Annotated in this window: 15 protein-coding genes; 2 read left to right on the plus strand and 13 right to left on the minus strand. The window is 61.6% G+C overall.

Going from position 1 to position 18738, the window contains the following annotated elements:
• Positions 1 to 34: 34 nt before the first annotated feature.
• From dxs to ASF70_RS10020, 5 genes are all read right to left on the minus strand, one after another.
• Positions 35 to 1954, minus strand: coding sequence for a 1-deoxy-D-xylulose-5-phosphate synthase (dxs, locus tag ASF70_RS10000; protein WP_062453654.1), 1920 nt, complete (start codon positions 1952 to 1954; stop codon positions 35 to 37).
• Between the two features lie 294 nt (positions 1955 to 2248).
• Positions 2249 to 2533 carry a DUF86 domain-containing protein gene (locus ASF70_RS23590; protein ID WP_062453653.1) on the minus strand — a complete coding sequence of 95 codons (285 nt, stop codon included), beginning with the start codon at positions 2531 to 2533 and terminating at the stop codon, positions 2249 to 2251.
• Between the two features lie 67 nt (positions 2534 to 2600).
• Positions 2601 to 2912, minus strand: coding sequence for a nucleotidyltransferase domain-containing protein (locus ASF70_RS10010; protein WP_062579409.1), 312 nt, complete (start codon positions 2910 to 2912; stop codon positions 2601 to 2603).
• Positions 2913 to 2980: 68 nt separating this feature from the next.
• Positions 2981 to 3247, minus strand: a complete 267-nt coding sequence (locus ASF70_RS10015; protein WP_062454826.1) for an exodeoxyribonuclease VII small subunit — start codon at positions 3245 to 3247, stop codon at positions 2981 to 2983.
• A 5-nt stretch (positions 3248 to 3252) separates the two neighbouring features.
• The gene (locus tag ASF70_RS10020) at positions 3253 to 4185 is read right to left on the minus strand and encodes a histone deacetylase family protein (RefSeq protein ID WP_062579411.1); all 933 of its coding nucleotides are present in this window, start codon (positions 4183 to 4185) and stop codon (positions 3253 to 3255) included.
• A gap of 133 nt (positions 4186 to 4318) precedes the next feature.
• Here ASF70_RS10020 and ASF70_RS10025 point away from each other — a divergent pair, with 133 nt between their 5' ends.
• Positions 4319 to 4717: a thioesterase family protein gene (locus ASF70_RS10025; RefSeq protein WP_062453650.1), complete on the plus strand. Its 399-nt coding sequence runs from the start codon at positions 4319 to 4321 to the stop codon at positions 4715 to 4717.
• A gap of 4 nt (positions 4718 to 4721) precedes the next feature.
• On the opposite strand, the gene ASF70_RS10030 is transcribed toward ASF70_RS10025, so the two are convergent.
• From ASF70_RS10030 to ASF70_RS10040, 3 genes are read right to left on the minus strand one after another with little or no spacing between them, the layout of a single operon-like run.
• Positions 4722 to 5285: a biotin transporter BioY gene (locus ASF70_RS10030; protein ID WP_062453649.1), complete on the minus strand. Its 564-nt coding sequence runs from the start codon at positions 5283 to 5285 to the stop codon at positions 4722 to 4724.
• 29 nt (positions 5286 to 5314) lie between these two features.
• A complete protein-coding gene (locus ASF70_RS10035; protein WP_062453648.1) occupies positions 5315 to 5920 on the minus strand; it encodes an energy-coupling factor transporter transmembrane protein EcfT in 606 nt (201 codons plus the stop codon).
• Complete coding sequence (locus ASF70_RS10040) at positions 5917 to 6594, minus strand: energy-coupling factor ABC transporter ATP-binding protein (protein ID WP_062579414.1); 678 nt, start codon at positions 6592 to 6594, stop codon at positions 5917 to 5919. The genes ASF70_RS10035 and ASF70_RS10040 overlap by 4 nt, the downstream gene beginning before the upstream one ends.
• 109 nt (positions 6595 to 6703) lie before the next feature.
• On the opposite strand from ASF70_RS10040, the gene ASF70_RS10045 reads away from it, so the two are divergent.
• On the plus strand, positions 6704 to 7894 hold the full coding sequence (locus ASF70_RS10045) for a winged helix-turn-helix domain-containing protein (protein ID WP_062579416.1): 1191 nt from the start codon (positions 6704 to 6706) through the stop codon (positions 7892 to 7894).
• 55 nt (positions 7895 to 7949) lie between these two features.
• Here the strand turns inward: ASF70_RS10045 and glgB are convergent, their stop codons facing one another.
• From glgB to ribB, 5 genes are all read right to left on the minus strand, one after another.
• A complete protein-coding gene (gene glgB, locus ASF70_RS10050; protein WP_062579418.1) occupies positions 7950 to 10157 on the minus strand; it encodes a 1,4-alpha-glucan branching protein GlgB in 2208 nt (735 codons plus the stop codon).
• Positions 10157 to 13501 carry a maltose alpha-D-glucosyltransferase gene (treS, locus tag ASF70_RS10055; protein ID WP_082471846.1) on the minus strand — a complete coding sequence of 1115 codons (3345 nt, stop codon included), beginning with the start codon at positions 13499 to 13501 and terminating at the stop codon, positions 10157 to 10159. Before treS ends, glgB begins: the two co-directional genes overlap by 1 nt.
• 23 nt (positions 13502 to 13524) lie before the next feature.
• Entirely contained in the window at positions 13525 to 16779 is a 3255-nt protein-coding gene (locus ASF70_RS10060; protein ID WP_062579420.1) for a maltotransferase domain-containing protein, read from the minus strand.
• A 133-nt stretch (positions 16780 to 16912) separates the two neighbouring features.
• The gene (locus ASF70_RS10065; protein ID WP_062580184.1) at positions 16913 to 17404 is read right to left on the minus strand and encodes a cupin; all 492 of its coding nucleotides are present in this window, start codon (positions 17402 to 17404) and stop codon (positions 16913 to 16915) included.
• Between the two features lie 225 nt (positions 17405 to 17629).
• On the minus strand, positions 17630 to 18730 hold the full coding sequence (ribB, locus tag ASF70_RS10070) for a 3,4-dihydroxy-2-butanone-4-phosphate synthase (protein ID WP_062453643.1): 1101 nt from the start codon (positions 18728 to 18730) through the stop codon (positions 17630 to 17632).
• Positions 18731 to 18738 lie beyond the last annotated feature (8 nt).

The following is an 18738-nucleotide window of genomic DNA, read 5'->3' on the forward strand; positions in this document are numbered from 1 at the left end:
AGACGGACGGGCAATGAGAGCGAGGCTGAGGCCTTTACCCCGCAGCGCCAACACCAACCTGGGTCTTGCCCAGCGCATTGAACACCGTCTTGACGATGCCGGCGCGGTCGAGGCCGGCTTTGGCGTACATCACGTCGGGGCTTGCCTGTTCCATCCACACATCGGGCAGCACCAGCGAGCGAACCTTCACACCGTGATCGAGCAGGCCTTCGGTGCTGAGGAATTGCAGCACATGGCTGCCGAAGCCGCCGACGGCGCCTTCCTCGATGGTGACAAGCACTTCGTGATGGCGGGCAAGCTGGCGGATCAGGTCGTGGTCGAGCGGCTTGGCAAACCTGGCATCGGCCACCGTTGTCGACAGACCGGCGGCATCGAGATCTTCCGACGCCAGCAGACAGTCCTTGAGGCGCGTGCCGAACGACAGAAGCGCCACTTTCGAACCCTGCTTGACGACGCGGCCCTTGCCGATTTCCAGGATCTGGCCGCGTTCCGGCAGCTCGATGCCGACGCCTTCGCCGCGCGGATAGCGGAACGAGATCGGGCCTTCGTCATAGGCTGCGGCGGTGCGCACCATATGCTTCAGCTCAGCCTCGTCGCTTGCGGCCATCACGACCATTCCGGGAAGCGTGGCGAGGAAGGTCGTGTCGAACGAACCGGCATGGGTCGGCCCGTCAGCACCGACGAAACCGGCGCGGTCGATCGGGAAGCGCACCGGCAGACCCTGGATCGCCACGTCGTGGACAACCTGGTCGTAACCGCGCTGCAGGAAGGTGGAATAGAGCGCGCAGAACGGCTTGAAGCCTTCCGTCGCAAGGCCTGCCGCAAAGGTAACGGCATGCTGTTCGGCAATGCCCACATCGAATGTGCGGTTGGGGAAGGCAAGCTGCAGCTTGTCCAGCCCCGTACCGTTCGGCATCGCGGCAGTCACGCCGACGATCTTGTCGTCAAAACCGGCTTCCTGAACGAGGGCGTCGCCGAACACGCTGGTATAGGACGGCGCATTTGGCTTGGCCTTGGCCTGCGCGCCGGTGATGACGTCGAACTTGTTGACGCCGTGATACTTGTCGGCCGCAGCTTCGGCGGGGGGATAACCCTTGCCCTTCTGCGTGACGACATGGATCAGCACCGGGCCCTTGGCATTGTCGCGCACATTGCGCAGCACCGGCAGAAGATGCTCGAACGAATGACCGTCGATCGGGCCGATATGATAGAAACCCATCTCCTCGAACATAGTGCCGCCGGTCACATAACCGCGGGCGTGTTCGACCGCACGGGTGATCGCCCGGTCGATATTCTTGCCGAGATAGCCGGTCAGCTTCTTGCCCACTTCGCGCATGCCCATATAGGTGCGGCCGGAAGCAAGGCGGGCGAGATAGGCGCTCATGGCGCCGGTCGGCGGCGCGATCGACATGTCGTTGTCGTTGAGGATGACGATCAGCCGCGCGTCGAGCGCACCGGCATTGTTCATCGCCTCATAGGCCATGCCGGCCGACATCGCGCCGTCACCGATCACGGCAATCACATTGCGCTTCGAACCGGCGAGATCCGAACCCACTGCCATGCCGAGGCCGGCCGAAATCGAGGTCGAGGAATGCGCTGCACCGAACGGATCGTATTCGCTTTCCGCCCGGCGCGTGAAGCCCGAGAGACCGTCTTCCTGGCGCAGCGTGCGGATGCGATCGCGGCGACCGGTCAGGATCTTGTGGGGATAGCACTGGTGTCCCACATCGAAGATCAGCCGATCGTCAGGCGTGTTGAACACCTTATGGATGGCGATCGTCAGTTCCGTGACGCCGAGGCCGGCACCCAGATGTCCGCCGGTCCTGGAGACGGCGTCGATCATCTCGTCACGCAATTCGCGGGCAAGCTTCGGCAGGTCGCGGTCATCGATCTTGCGAAGGTCGGCGGGAAGCTTGACGGTGTCGAGCAGCGGCGTCTCGGGCAGGGGTGTCACGGAGGCTGGCTTTCTCTTCTTTTGTTCTCAAAAGCAACTATCACCCCAACATGAGGATGAAACCGGCTTTTTCAAGTTGTCCACGGAGACAACCTTGCCGCGGTTTTAATCGATTTCAGCTGACGGGCAAGGGGAGGGACTCGGGGAAGGGAGGTTGTCGCCAACGGCACGAACTCCTGGTCGTCATCAGGTACGATGTCGGAGGACCAAGGCATGATCAGCGTTTCAACCGCATCGCAGGCAAATGCATCATCCGGATGGGATCGATGCCCGGGAAGAATGATGTCGGCCTTCCTACAGCGTTTCCTGATCTTCAGGGTAGCGCGCGAGGAAGGTTTCGAGTTCGAAAAGGAGGGGCGGGAGGTGCCGTGTGACAATTGCCCAAGTGGTTTCATCAAGAATATCATCGTATTCATGCCGGAGCATGTTTCCAAAACCCCTGATGGCGCCCCAGTTGTGGCTTGGAAAGATTTCTTCTGCCGTCGAGCCAAGCTTGAAAGAGGCTTCGGAAATTCGTGCTAGACATCGCTCAGACGCATCCCGTGTAATCTTGCTGACAGAGTACGCGTCGAAATCCATACCGTGTGTATATTCGAGAATGGATTGACCGTTCTCGACAATGTCTCGGAAACGGATCAGAGGACGCTTAGTAGGCAATCGCCCTATCCCTCTCCACGCTCCGGCTGAAACGTTTCCGGCGCAACGGTTCGGGAACTATGTCAACGCTCCTTACACCAGTAATGCCAACGACCAGGGCACGTAGCTCTTCGACGGCCGTAAAATACCCCCAGCCAGACTGTATGACCGGCTCTGAAAACGTCACCAGAACATCAAGATCTGACTCGTCCGTCGCCTCGCCACGCGCTACCGAGCCAAATATCGACATCTGCTCCGCGCCTGCGGCGCGCAGTTCGGCCTCGTGCTCCCGAAGCTTGGCGATGACCTGGTCCTTGTCCATGGGGAGACTATAGCGCAGGTCGGGATTTCAGTCGAGATGCAACTCAGGGCTTCATGCGAGTGAAGGCCTCACTCGCCGTCGAGCGGCTCCACGCCCTGCGGCTTGCCGCTGCGGTCGAGGCGGATCTTTTCGATCCGGCTTTCGGCAGCGTTGAGCAGCTTTTCGCAATGCTTCTTCAGCGCTTCGCCGCGCTCGTAGATGGCGATGGATTCGTCAAGCGCCACGTCGCCGCGTTCCAACCGCGCTACGATGCTTTCCAGCTCGGCAACGGCCTTTTCGAAGGAATAACCAGTGACGTCGATCGGAGCGTTCGGCTCGCCTGGGGCTTCGGTCATGTCCTTCATCCTCTCATCAGTCTGCAGATATGCAGGCCGGCCGATTCCGCCAGCCCTTCCAGATCATAGCCACCCTCGAGCAGGCTGACGACCCGGTTGCCGGCGTATTTCCCCGCAATTTCCATCAACCGGCCGGTCGCCCAGTCGAAATCGTCGCCGACCAGATTGATCTGCGCCAGCGGATCGCGGTGATGCGCATCGAAGCCTGCCGAGATCAGCACAAGATCCGGGCGGAAGTTTTCGAGCGCCGGCAGGACGCGGCTCTTGAAGGCATCGCGAAAATGGTCGCTGCCGTCATTGGCCGAAAGCGGCGCGTTGACGATCGTGTTCTTCGTGCCCGTCTCGTCTCTGGCGCCTGTGCCGGGATAAAGCGGCATCTGGTGCGTCGAGCAAAACAAAACGGACGGATCGTCCCAGAAGATGTCCTGCGTGCCGTTGCCGTGATGCACGTCCCAGTCGACGATCGCGACACGTTCGACGCCATAGGTCTGCTGCGCATGGCGGGCGGCGATGGCGATGTTGTTGAACAGGCAAAAGCCCATCGCCTTGGTCTTTTCCGCGTGATGTCCCGGCGGACGCGAGGCAACGAATGCGTTGTCCACCTTGCCGGTCATCACGTCGTCGACGGCCGCGATCGCGCCGCCGATGCCGGTCAGCGCCGCCTGCAGGCTCTTCGGCCCCACATGCGTATCGGCCTCGATCTGCAGGATCGTGTCTTCCTCGGGGATCTTGCGCATCACCCAGCGCAGGTGTTCTTCCGGATGCGCCAGAAGCACCGTGTCTTCGTTGGCCTGTGGTGCCTGTTTGCGGTCGAGCTTGTCGAAATTGGGGTGTTCGAGCGCGATGTTGAGCGAACGCAGCCGGTCTGCCCGTTCAGGATGGCCTTCCGGCGTCGCATGCTCGAGAAATATGGAGTTTTCGTAAAGGCGCGTGGTCATTGGGCGGCCTCGTGAGGTATGTTGAGCTCGGACATGGCGCAGAACGGCGATGTTTTCAAGCGCATACCCCTTGCTCTTCACCGGATTTGCCGTGAAGTAGGCGCATTAGGCGTTTTTTGGAGTGCGGGCAGGAATGGCGAAGGATATCGGCAAGACCCATGATTTTCGCGTTGCCTATCGCGATGTGGATCTTAACGGCGAAATGTTTCGCGCTGCCTATATCGGCCTTGCGGAACAGGCGGTCACGGAATTCTGGCACCGCCGCAAGCCGGCAACGGATGACCCGTTCTTTGCGGTCGGCAAGATCTCCTGCACCTATCATATGCCGCTGAAGCTCGGCGATCTCGTCCATACCCATGTCGGAGTGAGCAAGATCGGCGGCAAGTCCGCAGGCTTTATCGTCCGCTTCACGCGCGGCAGCGATGAGGTGGCCGAAGCGGAAATCGTCTGGTCTGCATGCGATCCGGAAACCCGGACGCCGGCCGCGCTGCCCGAAGACCTGCGCGACTGGCTGTATCAGTTCCTCGACTGACTGCTTACGCGCGCTGCGGCAGCAGCGGATAGCCTGCCATCACGGCCCGACCGGCGAGCGCCGCAATCACAGCCTTCAGGACGTCGCCCGGAATGAAAGCGAGCGAGCCGAGAAACGCTTTGACGAAGCCCATGCCGGTGATCAGCGCCAGATAGGTGATGCCGATCCCGTAAAGCACGATCACGCCGCCCATCAGGGCTGCGATAAAGAAGTTCACGCCCTGCACCAGCCCCGCCTGGTCGCGACCCACCATGATCTGCGACAGATATCCGGTTACCATCGCGGCAAACACCCAGCCGATCAGATAACCGGTCGTCGGCGCCATGAAGACGGCAAGGCCGCCGCGGCCGCCGGACAGAACCGGCAGACCGATCGCTGCAAGCACCAGGACCAGGAGGACCGCGATCGTGCCGCGCTTGGCGCCGAGCACGACGCCGGCCAGCATCACGCCGAGCGATTGCGCCGTGATGGGGACGGGAATGAAACCGAGCATGACCGGCGGCACCAGTCCCAGCACGATGATGATAGCGGCAAACAGGGCGGCCAGAACGAGATCACGAGTAGGCAAATAGCTATTCCTTGACGACTGAATCTGTATCACTTCTGCGCACGGATTGCCCGGGCGTCAATTGCGCTGGCAATCTCGTCGGCATTCTTCAATGTGAGGATGATCAGCGGGACGATGATGGAGAGGGTTCGAGGGCGCAACCCTCGCGCGATATGGGCATCGCGGATGGCCTGGTGACGCAGCAGGATTTCCGGAATAAAGCGCAGCACAAGGCCGATCGACAGGCCGATATCCGCAGCTTTTACAAGCCCGAGCTTTTCAAGCGGCAAAGCCGCAAATGTCACTTCCGTAATAAAATCGCCGGTAGTAGTCGTGGCCGTCACCGCGGACGCAAGAAGCGCCAGCGCCGAGAGCCGGAAAAACACGCTGACGGCCTCGACAGGGCTGTTGAAAACCAGCGTGAACAGCGCAACGGCTGCGATGGTGAGGAAAAGAACCCGCAGCCGCAGCCATGTTTGCCGCCACCCGATTCGCAGCGAACCGAAAAGCAGGCCGCTGGCGACCGCACCGACGCCAAGCACTAACGGCGACTGGATCAGGAACAGAGCAAGGCTTGCGGCAGCCAGCAGCACAAGCTTCGCGCGGGCCGAAAGCCGGTGCAGAAAGCCGCTGCCGTCCACGTAAAGCGTCTTCATGCGGCAAGCTCGCGGTAACGGGCAATGATCTCGGCAGCGTTTCCGTCGCCGGCAAGCCGGCCGTTATCAAACAACAGAACCCGCTCGAAGCCCGCGATGAGATCGAGATCGTGGGTGAGCACTATGACGTTTTCGGGGAGCTCGCTGATCGTTCGAGCCACCAGGTTGCGGTTCTTCAGGTCCAGCTGGTTGGTCGGCTCGTCCATGATCAAAATGTCCGGTTCCGTCACCAGAACCGAGGCAAAGGCCGCAAGCTGCAATTCGCCGCCGGAAAGCTCGTGCGAGCGACGGTCGGCAAGATGTCCGATGCCGAAGCGCTTGAGGATCGCCGTCGTGCGGGCCTCGATTTCGCCTTTCGAAAGCTTGCGCGACATCAGGCCGAGCGCGATGTCTTCCTTCAGGATCGGCAGGATGATCTGGTTCTGCGGGTTCTGGAAGATGAAACCAACCTGCGCGCGGGCGCGGTCGGTGTCGGCCTTGGTATCGAAGCCGTTGACCACAACATTGCCGCTCGCGGGAGAAACCAGACCATTGATCATCCGCGCAAACGTCGTCTTGCCGGAGCCGTTGAGGCCGATCACGCCGATGCGGCGCTCGGTCAGCCGCACCGTCAGCGGATGCAGCGTGACACGCCCGTCGAAGCGGGCTTCGGCCTTGTCGAAATGGATGTCCAATGCCGGTCCTCGGTTGCTGAACGGTCTATATCGCGGCCAGACCGGACCGGGAAGGCGGAATGAAAAGTGAACATTGCATCCGGTCCACTGTCGCCCTAGTCTCGTTGCCATGGCGATTCTGATCGACAATGCCCGGGCAAGACGGATTTTCATCGAACGGCAGCAGCTTTCCGCACCGCCGACCCGTGCGCTCAACAAGGCCGGTCTTCTGCAACTGATCGATGATCTGGGCTTCGTGCAGGTGGATAGTATCGCCACCGTCGAGCGCGCCCATCACATGATCCTGTTTTCGCGCAACCAGACCTATCGGCGCGAGCATCTGACATCGCTTCTGGAAAAAGACGGCGAGCTGTTCGAGCACTGGACCCACGACGCCTCGATCATTCCGGCGCGTCTGTTCCGCTACTGGAAGCATCGCTTCCGCCGCCGCGAACCGATCCTGGCCGACCGCTGGCGCAAATGGCATGGCGAAAGTTTCGATTCCGCCTTCGACGACACGTTCCGGCACATCTCGGAAAACGGTGCGATCATGTCGCGCGACATGAAGATGGAGGATCACAAATCCGGCGGCTGGTGGAACTGGCACCCCAACAAGACGGCGCTCGAATATTACTGGCACACCGGCAAGCTTTCGATTGCCGGCCGGGTAAACTTCCAGAAGATCTACGATCTGACCGAGCGCGTCATTGCCGCCCACCACCACGAACCCGATGTCAGCCACGAGGACTTCATCGACTGGGCCTGCCGCAGCGCGATGGAAAAGCTCGGCTTTGCCACATCAGGCGAACTCGCTGCCTTCTGGGATATCGTCACGCCGGAAGAGGCGAGGGACTGGGTGAAAGCCCATCGCGATGAACTCGTCGAAGTCCTGATCGAAACCGCCGACGGCAGCCGCCCGCGCGCCTCCTTCGCGTTCGCAGGCTTTCCCGAGAACCTCGGCGATATCCCCGAACCGCCGGCACGGGTGAGGGTGCTCAGCCCCTTCGATCCGCTCCTGCGCAACCGTGACCGGGCGGTGCGGCTGTTCGACTTCTTCTACCGCATCGAGGTCTTTGTGCCCGAGCCGAAGCGGCAATACGGCTATTACGTCTTTCCGCTTCTGGAAGGCGACCGCATGATCGGTCGCATCGACATGAAGGCGGAGCGCAAAACGGGTGTGCTTGATGTCAGGCGGCTGTGGCTGGAAAAGGGTGTTCGGGCATCCGCAGGCAGGCTGGCCAAGCTCGATGCCGAGCTGCAGCGGGTGGGGCGGTTTGCCGGCGCGGACAAGGTCGTCTATCGAGACGGCTGGCGGGACTAGGTCCCGTCAGCCGTTTCATCTCTTGGAAGCGCTCAATCCGGGTGATGCCGGGGACTTAACCCCGCCACCGCAAATACACCGTCGCCAGTGGCGGGATGTCGAGAGCGATGGACGCTGTCTTGCCATGCGCCGACTGGTTCTCCGTCCAGGCTTCCGTCTGGCCGAAATTGGTGCCGCCGTAGATCGCAGCGTCGGTATTCAGCACCACTTCCCAGCGCCCTTCGAACGGCACGCCGATCCGGTAGCCATGCCGCGGCACAGGCGTCATGTTGGAAGCGACGATGATTGCCGACTGCCGATCCTGCGACAGGCGCAGCATCGCGGTGACGGAGTTTTCCGCATCGTCGGAGACGGCCCATTCGAAACCTTCAGGATGGAGATCGCCATACTGAAGCGCCGGCTCGGCCGAATAGATCGCATTGAGATCGGCGATCAAGCGCTGCATGCCCGCATGATCGGGGCTGTCCAGCAGATCCCAGACAACGGATGCATCGTGGTTCCACTCGGTCACCTGAGCGACTTCGCCGCCCATGAACATCAGCTTTTTGCCGGGATGGCCCCACATGAAGCCGTAATAGGCGCGAAGGTTGGCCATCTTCTGCCAGTGGTCGCCCGGCATCTTGCCAAACAGCGAGCCCTTGCCGTGCACCACTTCGTCATGGGACAGCGGCAGCATGAAGCGTTCGGAATAGGCATAGACCATGCCGAAGGTCAGGCTTCCGTGCTGGTATTTGCGATAGACCGGATCTTCCTCCATGTAATGGAGCGTGTCGTGCATCCAGCCCATGTTCCACTTGAAGTCGAAGCCCAACCCGCCGTGCTCGACGCTTTCGGTCACACCCGGCCAGGCGGTCGATTCCTCGGCCACCGTAAAGGCATGCGGGCACCGTTCATGGATGATGCTGTTCAGGTGCTTGAAGAATTCAACGGATTCAAGGTTTTCACGTCCGCCATACTTGTTGGGGATCCATTCGCCCTGCTCGCGGCTGTAATCGCGGTAGAGCATGGAGGCCACCGCATCGACGCGGAGCGCATCGATATGGAAATGGTCAAGCCATTCCAGCGCTGACGCGATCAGGAAGCCTTTCACCTCGTTGCGACCGAGATTGTAGATCAGAGTGTTCCAGTCCTTGTGGAACCCTTCGCGCGGATCGGCATGCTCATAGAGCGCCGTGCCGTCGAACTGCGCCAGACCCCAGACGTCGGTCGGGAAATGCGCCGGCACCCAGTCGAGGATGACGCCGATCCCGGCCGCATGGCAGCGATCGATAAAATAGGCGAAGTCTTCAGGCGTGCCGTAGCGTCCGGTCGGCGCAAACAGGCCGAGCGGCTGGTAGCCCCAGGATCCGCCGAACGGATGCTCCATGATCGGCAGCATTTCGATATGGGTAAAGCCGAGCTTCTTGACGTAGGGCACGAGGCGCTGGCTGAGTTCCACCCAGTCGAGCGTCCGGTTGCCTTCCTCGGCAATCCGCACCCAGGAACCGAGATGCACCTCGTAGACGGACATCGCGCCTTCGCGGGCACGGTCCTTAGCCTGTGCCGCCATCCAGTCGCCATCCGTCCAGCGGAACGGCTTGGACGAGGCGATGACGGAGGCAGTCGACGGTGCCGCTTCGGAGGCACGTGCGATCGGGTCGGCCTTCTGCGCCAGCATATTGCCGTGAGCGTCGAGAATTTCGAACTTGTATCGCTCGCCATGGGTCAGTCGAGGAACAAACAGTTCCCAGACGCCGGCCTGCGGCCGAAGCCGCATCGGGTGCCGGCGACCGTCCCAGGCGTTGAAGTCGCCCACGACCGAGAGACGGGTGGCGTTCGGTGCCCAGACGGCAAAACGAACGCCGGAAACCCCATCCACTTCCATCGGGATTGCGCCGAGCGTACGGCCGAGATCGTAATGGGTGCCCTGGCCGATCAGGTGCAGATCGAGATCGCCCAGCAGTGGCGCAAAGGAATAGGAATCCTCGGTTTCCTGGATCGCTTCCGGCCATTCGATGCGCAGGAAATAGGGCGCAGTCGAATTGGTCACGCCGGCAAACAGACCGCCGGGGTGGATGCTGTCCAGCTCCGCGACGACCTTGGCCGTATCGCGCTCGACGACCTCAACCGAAAGCGCCCCGGGAAGCAGCACCCGCACCACGGTGAGGTCGCCGTACTGATGGCGGCCGAGAATGGAAAAGGGATCGCCATGACGGCCGTCGACGAGGGCCTGGAGGCCCTCCTCAACGGTTCCGATGATGAGGTCCGTGCGCTCGTATCGCATCACTCTGTCTCTCCCTTGGGTGCATCAGGGGTGGAATTGCTGTCGGTGTCGAGAAGTCGCGCCGCGATGGTCGCAAAACCTGCGAGCGGCAGGGGCAGCCACTTCGGCCGGCTGCGCACTTCGTAGGCGATCTCGTAGGCGGCTTTTTCCAGCAGGAAGAGGTCGAGTATTTTCGACCGCTTCTCGTGCGGGATGTTGAGCGAGTCGGACTTTTCCACAGCATCGAAATAGGCCTGCAGGAATGCCGGTTCCGCCTTGTCGATGAAGCGGCTGACGAGCTCCGGATGACGGGCGTCGTCCACTTCGCTGACGACCTCCCGATCGAGATCGGCCGAGGCTGCGAGATAGCTGAGCGACCGCAGGAGGCCAGCCACGTCGCGCAGCGGGTTTGACTTCGCACGACGTTCCTCGAGATCGCGGGCGGGTTCGCCCTCGAAGTCGATGATATAGGCGTCGCCCTCTGCCACCAGGATCTGGCCCAGGTGGAAGTCCCCGTGGGTACGGGTCATCAGCGTCGAAATGGCAAAGCCGGACAGCGTCTCGACAAGGCCGAACAGGTCTTCGCGACGGCTGAGGATCATGCGTGCGTCTTCTGCGGCGCGACCTTCCAGTCCCTCGCTGTTCAGTTCGAGCATGGTCAGGCTCTGGTCGATCTGAGCCGTTACGCCCGCGCGCCATCTCGAGATATCGGCGTCGCCAGCCCAGATCGGGCTGAATGCCTCGTCATCGGTCGGCTGGGCCAGTGCGACATGCAGCTCACCAAGCCGTGTTCCGATGGTGGCCGAAAGATTGACGAGCGGCTTGAAGTGCTCGTCGATCCCTTCGCCCTCGAGCCCGGTCACCACAATCTCGTCGATTGCGCGGCGCAGGTTGCCGAGCATCCAGTTCCAGGCATCGCCCTGATTGCGGATCGCGCGCTGCACGATGATCATCGTGTAGCGGTTGCCCTCCGGCGAGGTGCGGGCGACTTCGCCGAGCAGCTGTCCCGTATTCTGGTAGCCGACATTGGTGAGATAACGCGTCATCTCCACTTCCGGGTGGATACCCGGGAAGATGTGACGGATCAGCTTTACCATGGCGAGATCACCGATGATCAGCGAGCTGTTCGACTGTTCGGCCGAAAGCCAGGTCACAGGCATGTCGTCGTTGAAGTTGAGCTGGTCGAGAGTGTCGGTGCCGACGAATTCAAGGGCGCCTGAAACGCCCGAGATCACGGCCCGTTCGGACAGTCCGCGGATCACGCCGCGCGCCAGCCCTTCCATCGCAAAGCCGTCGGTCAGGAAGCCGACACGGCGACCCTGACGGATGCGCGCAAGCGCCAGCTGCTGGGCAAGCGCCGAAGGCTGGGCTTCATCCCAGGCGATGGCGAGCGGCAGGAGATAGGTATCCAACTTGCCGGCAACATCGACCTCTAGCTCGCCGAGCAGGATGTTGTTGGCAAATGCGATCGGCGTCACGTTGGCAAGCCGCGCCGAATTGAGGATCGAGCCCTTGGAGCCGAACCAGCGGCGTTTCGAGAGGTATGGCGGCAGGATATCCTTGGCAAACATCTTCGACAGCGGCGAGTCTTCGCCGAGCTCCTGCAGGTCACGGCGAACGACCATGGTCACCATGTCCTGCATCTGCTCCGGTGGCTCCTTGCGCCAGACGGGGCCGTCGGAAGTTTCCACCAGCTGGAACCAGAAGAAGCCGTAGGGCGGCAGCGTCAGCAGATAGGTCAGCTGACCGATCGGCGGGAACGGCGACATGCCGGACATCTCGATCGGCACCCAGCCGGCAAACTGCGACAAATCCAGTTCCACCGCCTGCGGCAGGCGTGAAAGGTTGGCGACGCACAGGATCGTCTCACCCTCGTATTCGCGAAGATAGGCAAGGATCTTGCGGTTCCCGGGCGTCAGGAAACGCTGCGTGCCGCGGCCGAATGCGGCATGCTTGTTGCGCAGCGCAAGCATCCGGCGCATCCAGTTCAGCAGCGAATGTGCGTCGGCGCCCTGCGCTTCGACATTCACCGCCTCATAGCCGTACTGAGGATCCATGACCGGCGGCAGCACGAGGCGCGCCGGATCGGCCTTGGAGAAACCGCCATTGCGGTCCGGAGACCACTGCATCGGCGTGCGAACGCCGTCGCGGTCGCCCAGATAGATGTTGTCGCCCATGCCGATCTCGTCACCGTAGTAGATGACGGGAGTTCCGGGCATGGAAAGCAGCAGGCCGTTCATCAGCTCGATCCTGCGGCGGTCGCGCTCCATCAGCGGCGCAAGACGGCGACGAATGCCGAGATTGATGCGGGCGCGCCGGTCGGCGGCATAGATGTTCCAGAGGTAATCGCGCTCTTCGTCGGTCACCATCTCAAGCGTCAGCTCGTCGTGGTTGCGCAGGAAGATCGCCCACTGGCAATTGTCCGGGATTTCAGGCGTCTGGCGCATGATGTCGGTGATCGGGAAGCGGTCTTCCTTGGCGATCGCCATATACATGCGAGGCATCAGCGGAAAGTGGAACGCCATGTTGCACTCGTCGCCATCGCCGAAATATTCGCGCGTATCTTCCGGCCACTGGTTGGCTTCCGCCAGCAGCATCTTGCCGGGATGGGTGCTGTCGAGCGCCGCACGGATCTTCTTCAGGATGTCGTGGGTTTCCGGCAGGTTCTCGTTGATCGTGCCTTCGCGCTCGATCAGGTACGGGATGGCGTCGAGGCGGAAACCGTCGATGCCCGTATCGGCCCAAAACCGCATGACTTCGAACAGCTCTTCCAGAACGGCTGGGTTGTCGAAGTTAAGGTCGGGCTGGTGCGAATAGAAGCGGTGCCAGTAATAGGCGCCGGCAACCGGATCCCATGTCCAGTTGGACTTTTCCGTATCGAGAAAGATGATCCGCGTTTCCGGGAATTTCTGGTCCGTATCCGACCACACGTAGAAATCGCGCTCCGGCGAACCGGGAGGCGCATGACGTGCCCGCTGGAACCACGGATGCTGGTCGGACGTGTGATTGATGACGAGCTCGATCAGCACACGCAGATTGCGCGCATGGGCGGCAGCCACGAACGCCTTGAATTCTTCCACCGTTCCATAGTCCGGGCTGACGCTGGTATAGTCGGCAATATCGTATCCATCGTCACGACGCGGCGACGGAAAGAACGGTAAGAGCCAGATCGTGTTGGCGCCAAGCGAAGCGACGTGATCCAGCTTCTCATGCAGCCCCTGAAAGTCGCCGATACCGTCGCCATTGGCGTCGTAGAACGACTTGATATGCAGCTGATAGATAACTGCATCCTTGTACCATAGTGGATCGTCGTTCATCGCTTGATTCTGGTCCTGGCCCTGGTTTCGGCCGCTCGTGATGTCCATGATGTCTCCTCCCATTCTTGTCTTTAACGGACGCGCCAGATGGAGAATGGCAGGCCGGAGTGAGGGTCGAGGCGGATGCGCTGCACCTTGCCGGTCAATGAGAAGCGATCGCCGCCGATGACATCCTCAAGATCGAGGGTTCCATGATCCGGCAGGCCGAACGACCACAGCGGCAGTTCGATATCCGCTTCCTGCGCATTGTGCGGATCGAGGTTGACGGCGATCAGCAGCACGTTCTCGCGGCCGGCACTGGCCTTTTCGAAGAACATGATGTTGTCGTTCCAGGCGGGCAGGAGCTGCAGACCGAGATGCGAATGCAGCGCCGGGTTCTCGCGGCGGATGCGGTTGAGAAGGGCGATCTCGCCCTTGATGTGACCCGGACGGTCGTAATCCCAGGCACGGATCTCGTACTTCTCGGAGTCCGCATATTCCTTGCGCTTGGCGTCCGGGCGTCCTTCGCAAAGCTCGAAGCCGTTATAGACGCCCCAGAGGCCCGACAGCGTGGCAGCCAGCGCCGCACGGATCAGATAGGCCGGACGCGGTGCGTTCTGCAGGAAATCCGGGTTGATATCGTGCGTGTTGACGAAGAAGTGCGGACGGAAGAATTCCTTCGGCTCTTCGGTCGTGATCTCGCGCATATACTGCTCGAGCTCCCACTTGGCATTGCGCCAGGTGAAGTACGTATAGGACTGCGAGAACCCGACCTTGGCGAGGCGGTACATCACCTTCGGCTTCGTAAACGCTTCCGACAGGAAGGCGACGTCTGGATGGCGCGAGCGGATGTCGGCGATCATCCATTCCCAGAACGGGAACGGCTTCGTATGGGGATTGTCGACGCGGAACAGCTTGACGCCGTTATCGACCCACTTCTGCACGACGTCGCGCAACTCGATCCACAGCGAAGGCACCGCGTCCTTGGCGTAGAAATCGACGTTGACGATGTCTTCGTATTTCTTCGGCGGGTTTTCGGCATAGCGGATCGTGCCGTCAGGCCGCCAGTCGAACCAGCCGGGATTGGACTTGAGCCACGGATGGTCGGGCGAGGCCTGGATCGCGAGGTCGAGAGCGAGCTCCAGCCCGTGGTCCTTGGCCGCATCGACCAGCCGGCGGAAATCCTCGAACGTGCCGAGCTCCGGATGGATCGCGTCATGTCCGCCATCTTCCGAGCCGATCGCGTATGGGCTGCCTGGATCTTCAGGGGCCGGCGTCAGCGTGTTGTTCTTTCCCTTGCGGTTGGTCGAACCGATCGGGTGCACCGGCGGGAAGTAGAGGACATCAAAGCCCATCTCCCGTATGGCCGGCAAACGTGCGATCACGTCGTCGAACGTGCCGTGACGGTTCGCATCGCCGCTCTGGGAGCGAGGGAACACCTGGAACCAGCTGGCAAATGCCGCAGCCGTCCGTTCGGCATCGACCGGGATCGGATTCGAGCGAACCCGGTGCGGGCGGCGGTCGGCTTCCACCATCAGCTCGGCCGTGTCGGCCAGCAGTAGCGTTTCGGTCCGCTTCGGATCGTCCTGCGCCGTCAGCTTGTCGAACAGCACCTTCAGTTCGGTCTTGAGGTCACCCGTGGCATGATCCAGCGCATCAAGCACCAGATTGATGCCTTCCTGGATCTCCAGCCGCAGATCGAGCCGCGCCTCGTGCTTCTTGGTGAATTCGTAGCGGAAGATCTGAAACGGGTTCTTCCAGGCCTCGATTGCAAACTCGTGGCGACCCATTCGCTTCAGCGGAAATTCTGCCGCCCAACGATCGTTGGTGACGAGCGTCATCGGCACTTCGGTCCACTGCTCTTCGTCGGCTGCACGCCACATCACCGATGCCGACAGCGGATCGTGCCCGTCGCCGAACACGTCGGCTTCGACCTTGACCGTCTCGCCAACAACCCGCTTCACCACGAAACGGCCGTCATCCACCGACGGCGTGATCTTCTCGATCGCCAGCCGCGGCGTGGCTGCGGCCTCTGCTGCGGTGGAAACCGCAACAGCTTCGATGATCGGCTGCGAGGCATGGCCTTCGAAAACGCGAAGTTCGCCCGGCTTCAGCATGAGATCGGGCGCAAAAATGTCGGCGTCATTCCCCGGCGCCGTCAGCGGCAGGAAAGGGGAGGCCGCTTCGCGCAGCACGTTGAACGGAGCCTTGGTAACCCTGCGGAGATCGCGATTCAGCATCACGACGCGGATCTTCGACGACGCACGGATATCCTCATGGTCGGTCTGCAAGAGCGCCACAGCCTGGGTCTGGCTGGTGGAAATCAGCCTCAGCGGCTGGCGGCCGAACCCGGCCGATGTCTTGTTCGGCGCGGCATTGATGGCACGGATGTCGCTCGACAGGTCGAACACGCCCTGGTCCTTGAGCCCACGCAGACCCATTCCGTCACCGGTCAGCGGGTCGAGCGGGATGGATGAGCCGTATTCGAAGCCCATCGGCACCATGAGGCCGCTGGCGAAGGTCGACGCGAGCTTCAGGGCCCGGACCGCTCGGCGCTCCGACACTTCGGTTCCGTCAATGCCATGCGCCATGCGCTTGCCGAACGGGGCTTCCGGAAAGGTGATCTGGTAGCCGAGTTCGCGCTGCACCTCGTATTCGTCGAGGATCCAGCGTTCCTCCATGTTCCACCAGGCAAAGGACGAAAAGCTGCCGTCGAAGCCAACGCCCTTGAGCGCCTTGCGATCTTCAAAACTGGTGCCTGGCGTCCAGGCAAGGAAGATGGTGTCGGAGACGGCACTGCGGGCCGCAGTGATCAGGCCCTTCCAGACGTCAGGCGCGACCTTGCCAATGCCGATGCAGCGGAAGCCGGCGATGCCAAGCCCGGCCAGCCGCGCCAGTCGGCGGCGCCAGTCATCGAGCAGCTGCGTTTCATGAGTGATATCGATCGTGCGGCTGCCGCTTTCCTGCGGCGAGCGACGCGGGTCGAATACGACGGCGCTGCCTTGGTTCGAGGCATCGGCGATACGATCGATGGCAATGTCGAGCATCAGCTTGATGCCATGCTCTTTAGCGGCACCTGTCAGTGCCTTCACGCCGTCGTCGACGCTTTCCCCAAGTCCTAGCGCCGGATCAAGCCTGTCCAGGTCTCCGCTGACGAAAATGCTCGTGTCCGCGCCGCGTGCAAACAGCGGCGCGCTGAGGACCGTATCGAAGCCGAGATCCTTCGCATGGGCAAAAACCTGGCGCCAATCCTGCAAGCCTTTGAGCATGAGAGGATGCACGTAGTAGATTTGCGGCGGGAGCTTTGACAGCGGGGTGGACGAGGCGAATTGAGGACGCGTGTTCATCTTTATAGCCTTGGGTTGCCGAGCCGTAGAGCGGGTGGCGATCAGCGGGGTAACTGCAAGGCTGCTGTGCTTGTTCCGATAAAATTGTGCCTATCGGATTTTTGCGCACGCATTAGATGTACATGAATGAACCCTAACGGACCCAGTGCCGAAGGAGGGGGCCGTCGCGGCCACGGAGCGGATCGGTCTGCGGCACGGGAAGGCTCGAAATTCGGCTGAGACCCTCAGAATCCGCGGGTCCGGTCTGGAGATCCGCACGCTGTCCTGGCGGATAGGCGCCGACAACCACGAAGTCGCGGCTGGCTTCCAGCCGCATGTGCCCGGTGCCGGCCGGCAACACGATGCAATCGCCGCCATGGACTGAGATTTCGGTGCCATCCGGACCGCCGATCAGCAGCAGGCCGCGACCATTTGCGATGCCGAGGACCTCGTGGGCGCCCGTGTGGTAGTGCTGATAATCGAATACGCCATCGCGCCAGATGCCCTGCCAGCCGTTTTTCGCAAAAAGGTCTTCGAACAGGCTGGCGGGGTCGCCGACCAGAGGGTCGATGGCAAGGGCGTTGCGGTAGATCAGAGCCGGAAGGTGAGGGTGGTTGGGCACGAAGCCGCTCGGCGGAAACGTCATGCTCTCGACGGTCGTCCTTTCAGCGGAGACGGCGGGATCGAGGGCTGGCGGAACGATGTTCAGGCTTCGGGTCACGGACTTGATCCTTGCACGGTTGCGTCTGTCGGACGTCGCCGGCATTTTCCAGCAACGTCCTGAGACTGAACACGTGCGCAAATGCGATGTTCCCGCGACAACCTCTATTTCAAAAGGTCAGCACGGAAACGCGCTCCGCTCAGTGGCCGTTCAGCAGATCACGGTCTCGGCGATCTGGATGCCGAACCCTTCGAGGCCGACGTAATGACGTTCGCTTCTGGTCAGAAGCTTGATCGACGATACGCCGAGATCGCGCAGGATCTGGGCGCCGAGGCCGATTTCCAGCCACTCGCTGTCGCGGACCTTGGCCTCCGCGTGCGATTCCTCGCCGAATCGGACCTTGCGCGACGTCGTGCTGGCACCGACGCCAACCGAACCCTCGCGCAGATAGATGATGACGCCGCGACCCTCGTCGGCGATCTTTGCCATGTAACGGTCCACGGAGCGCGCCGCGCCGAACACATCGCGCGCTACGTCTTCCAGATGAAGGCGGACCGGAATGTCGACGCCGTCCCTGATATCTCCAAACACGATGGCGACGTGCTGCATCGTCTCCCAGGGCAGGGAGTAGGCGTGTGCCTTGGCCTTGCCCTTCGGGGTCTCGATGTCGAACGTGCCGTGCAGCTCGATCAACGTTTCCTTGCGCTGGCGATAGGCGATGAGATCGGCAACGGACACCTGCTTCAGGCCATGGGTGATCGCAAACTCCGTCACCTGAGGACCGCGCGTCACCGTGCCGTCGTCGTTGACGAGTTCGCAGATCACGCCGATCGGCGGCAGGTTGGCGAGCTTGCACAGGTCGACGGCCGCTTCCGTATGGCCGGACCGCATCAGAACGCCGCCTTCGCGGGCAATCAGCGGGAAGATGTGGCCGGGACGCACGAAGTCGGCCGGGCCGACATTCGGGTTGGCAAGGTTGCGCACCGTCAGCGTCCGGTCGTCGGCGGAGATGCCGGTCGTCGTGCCGTGCTTGAAATCCACCGTCACCGTAAAGGCGGTCGTATGCGCGCTGTCGTTTTCCGCCACCATGGCGTTGAGGTTCAGGCGCTTGGCTTCGCTGCGCGGCATCGGCGTGCAGACGATACCGGATGTGTGGCGCACGATGAAGGCCATCTTTTCCGGCGTGCAGTGAACCGCAGCGACGATCAGATCGCCTTCGTTTTCGCGTCCGTCGTCATCGGTAACAACGACGATTTCGCCGGCTTCGAAGGCGCGGATGGCGTCGACGACGCGCTTCTGATCGTAGGGCATGTGATGAT

Source organism: Rhizobium sp. Leaf321 (assembly GCF_001423215.1).
Classification (GTDB): Bacteria; Pseudomonadota; Alphaproteobacteria; order Rhizobiales; family Rhizobiaceae; genus Neorhizobium; species Neorhizobium soli.

Excerpts from the sequence above, each read along its gene's own strand:
- ASF70_RS23590 (WP_062453653.1), bottom strand. The coding sequence starts at position 2,533 with ATGGATTTCGACGCGTACTCTGTCAGCAAGATTACACGGGATGCGTCT.
- ASF70_RS10010 (WP_062579409.1), bottom strand. The coding sequence starts at position 2,912 with ATGGACAAGGACCAGGTCATCGCCAAGCTTCGGGAGCACGAGGCCGAA.
- ASF70_RS10015 (WP_062454826.1), bottom strand. The coding sequence starts at position 3,247 with ATGACCGAAGCCCCAGGCGAGCCGAACGCTCCGATCGACGTCACTGGT.
- ASF70_RS10020 (WP_062579411.1), bottom strand. The coding sequence starts at position 4,185 with ATGACCACGCGCCTTTACGAAAACTCCATATTTCTCGAGCATGCGACG.
- ASF70_RS10025 (WP_062453650.1), top strand. The coding sequence starts at position 4,319 with ATGGCGAAGGATATCGGCAAGACCCATGATTTTCGCGTTGCCTATCGC.
- ASF70_RS10035 (WP_062453648.1), bottom strand. The coding sequence starts at position 5,920 with ATGAAGACGCTTTACGTGGACGGCAGCGGCTTTCTGCACCGGCTTTCG.
- ASF70_RS10045 (WP_062579416.1), top strand. The coding sequence starts at position 6,704 with ATGGCGATTCTGATCGACAATGCCCGGGCAAGACGGATTTTCATCGAA.
- glgB (WP_062579418.1), bottom strand. The coding sequence starts at position 10,157 with ATGCGATACGAGCGCACGGACCTCATCATCGGAACCGTTGAGGAGGGC.
- treS (WP_082471846.1), bottom strand. The coding sequence starts at position 13,501 with ATGGACATCACGAGCGGCCGAAACCAGGGCCAGGACCAGAATCAAGCG.
- ASF70_RS10060 (WP_062579420.1), bottom strand. The coding sequence starts at position 16,779 with ATGAACACGCGTCCTCAATTCGCCTCGTCCACCCCGCTGTCAAAGCTC.
- ASF70_RS10065 (WP_062580184.1), bottom strand. The coding sequence starts at position 17,404 with ATGACGTTTCCGCCGAGCGGCTTCGTGCCCAACCACCCTCACCTTCCG.
- ribB (WP_062453643.1), bottom strand. The coding sequence starts at position 18,730 with ATGCCCTACGATCAGAAGCGCGTCGTCGACGCCATCCGCGCCTTCGAA.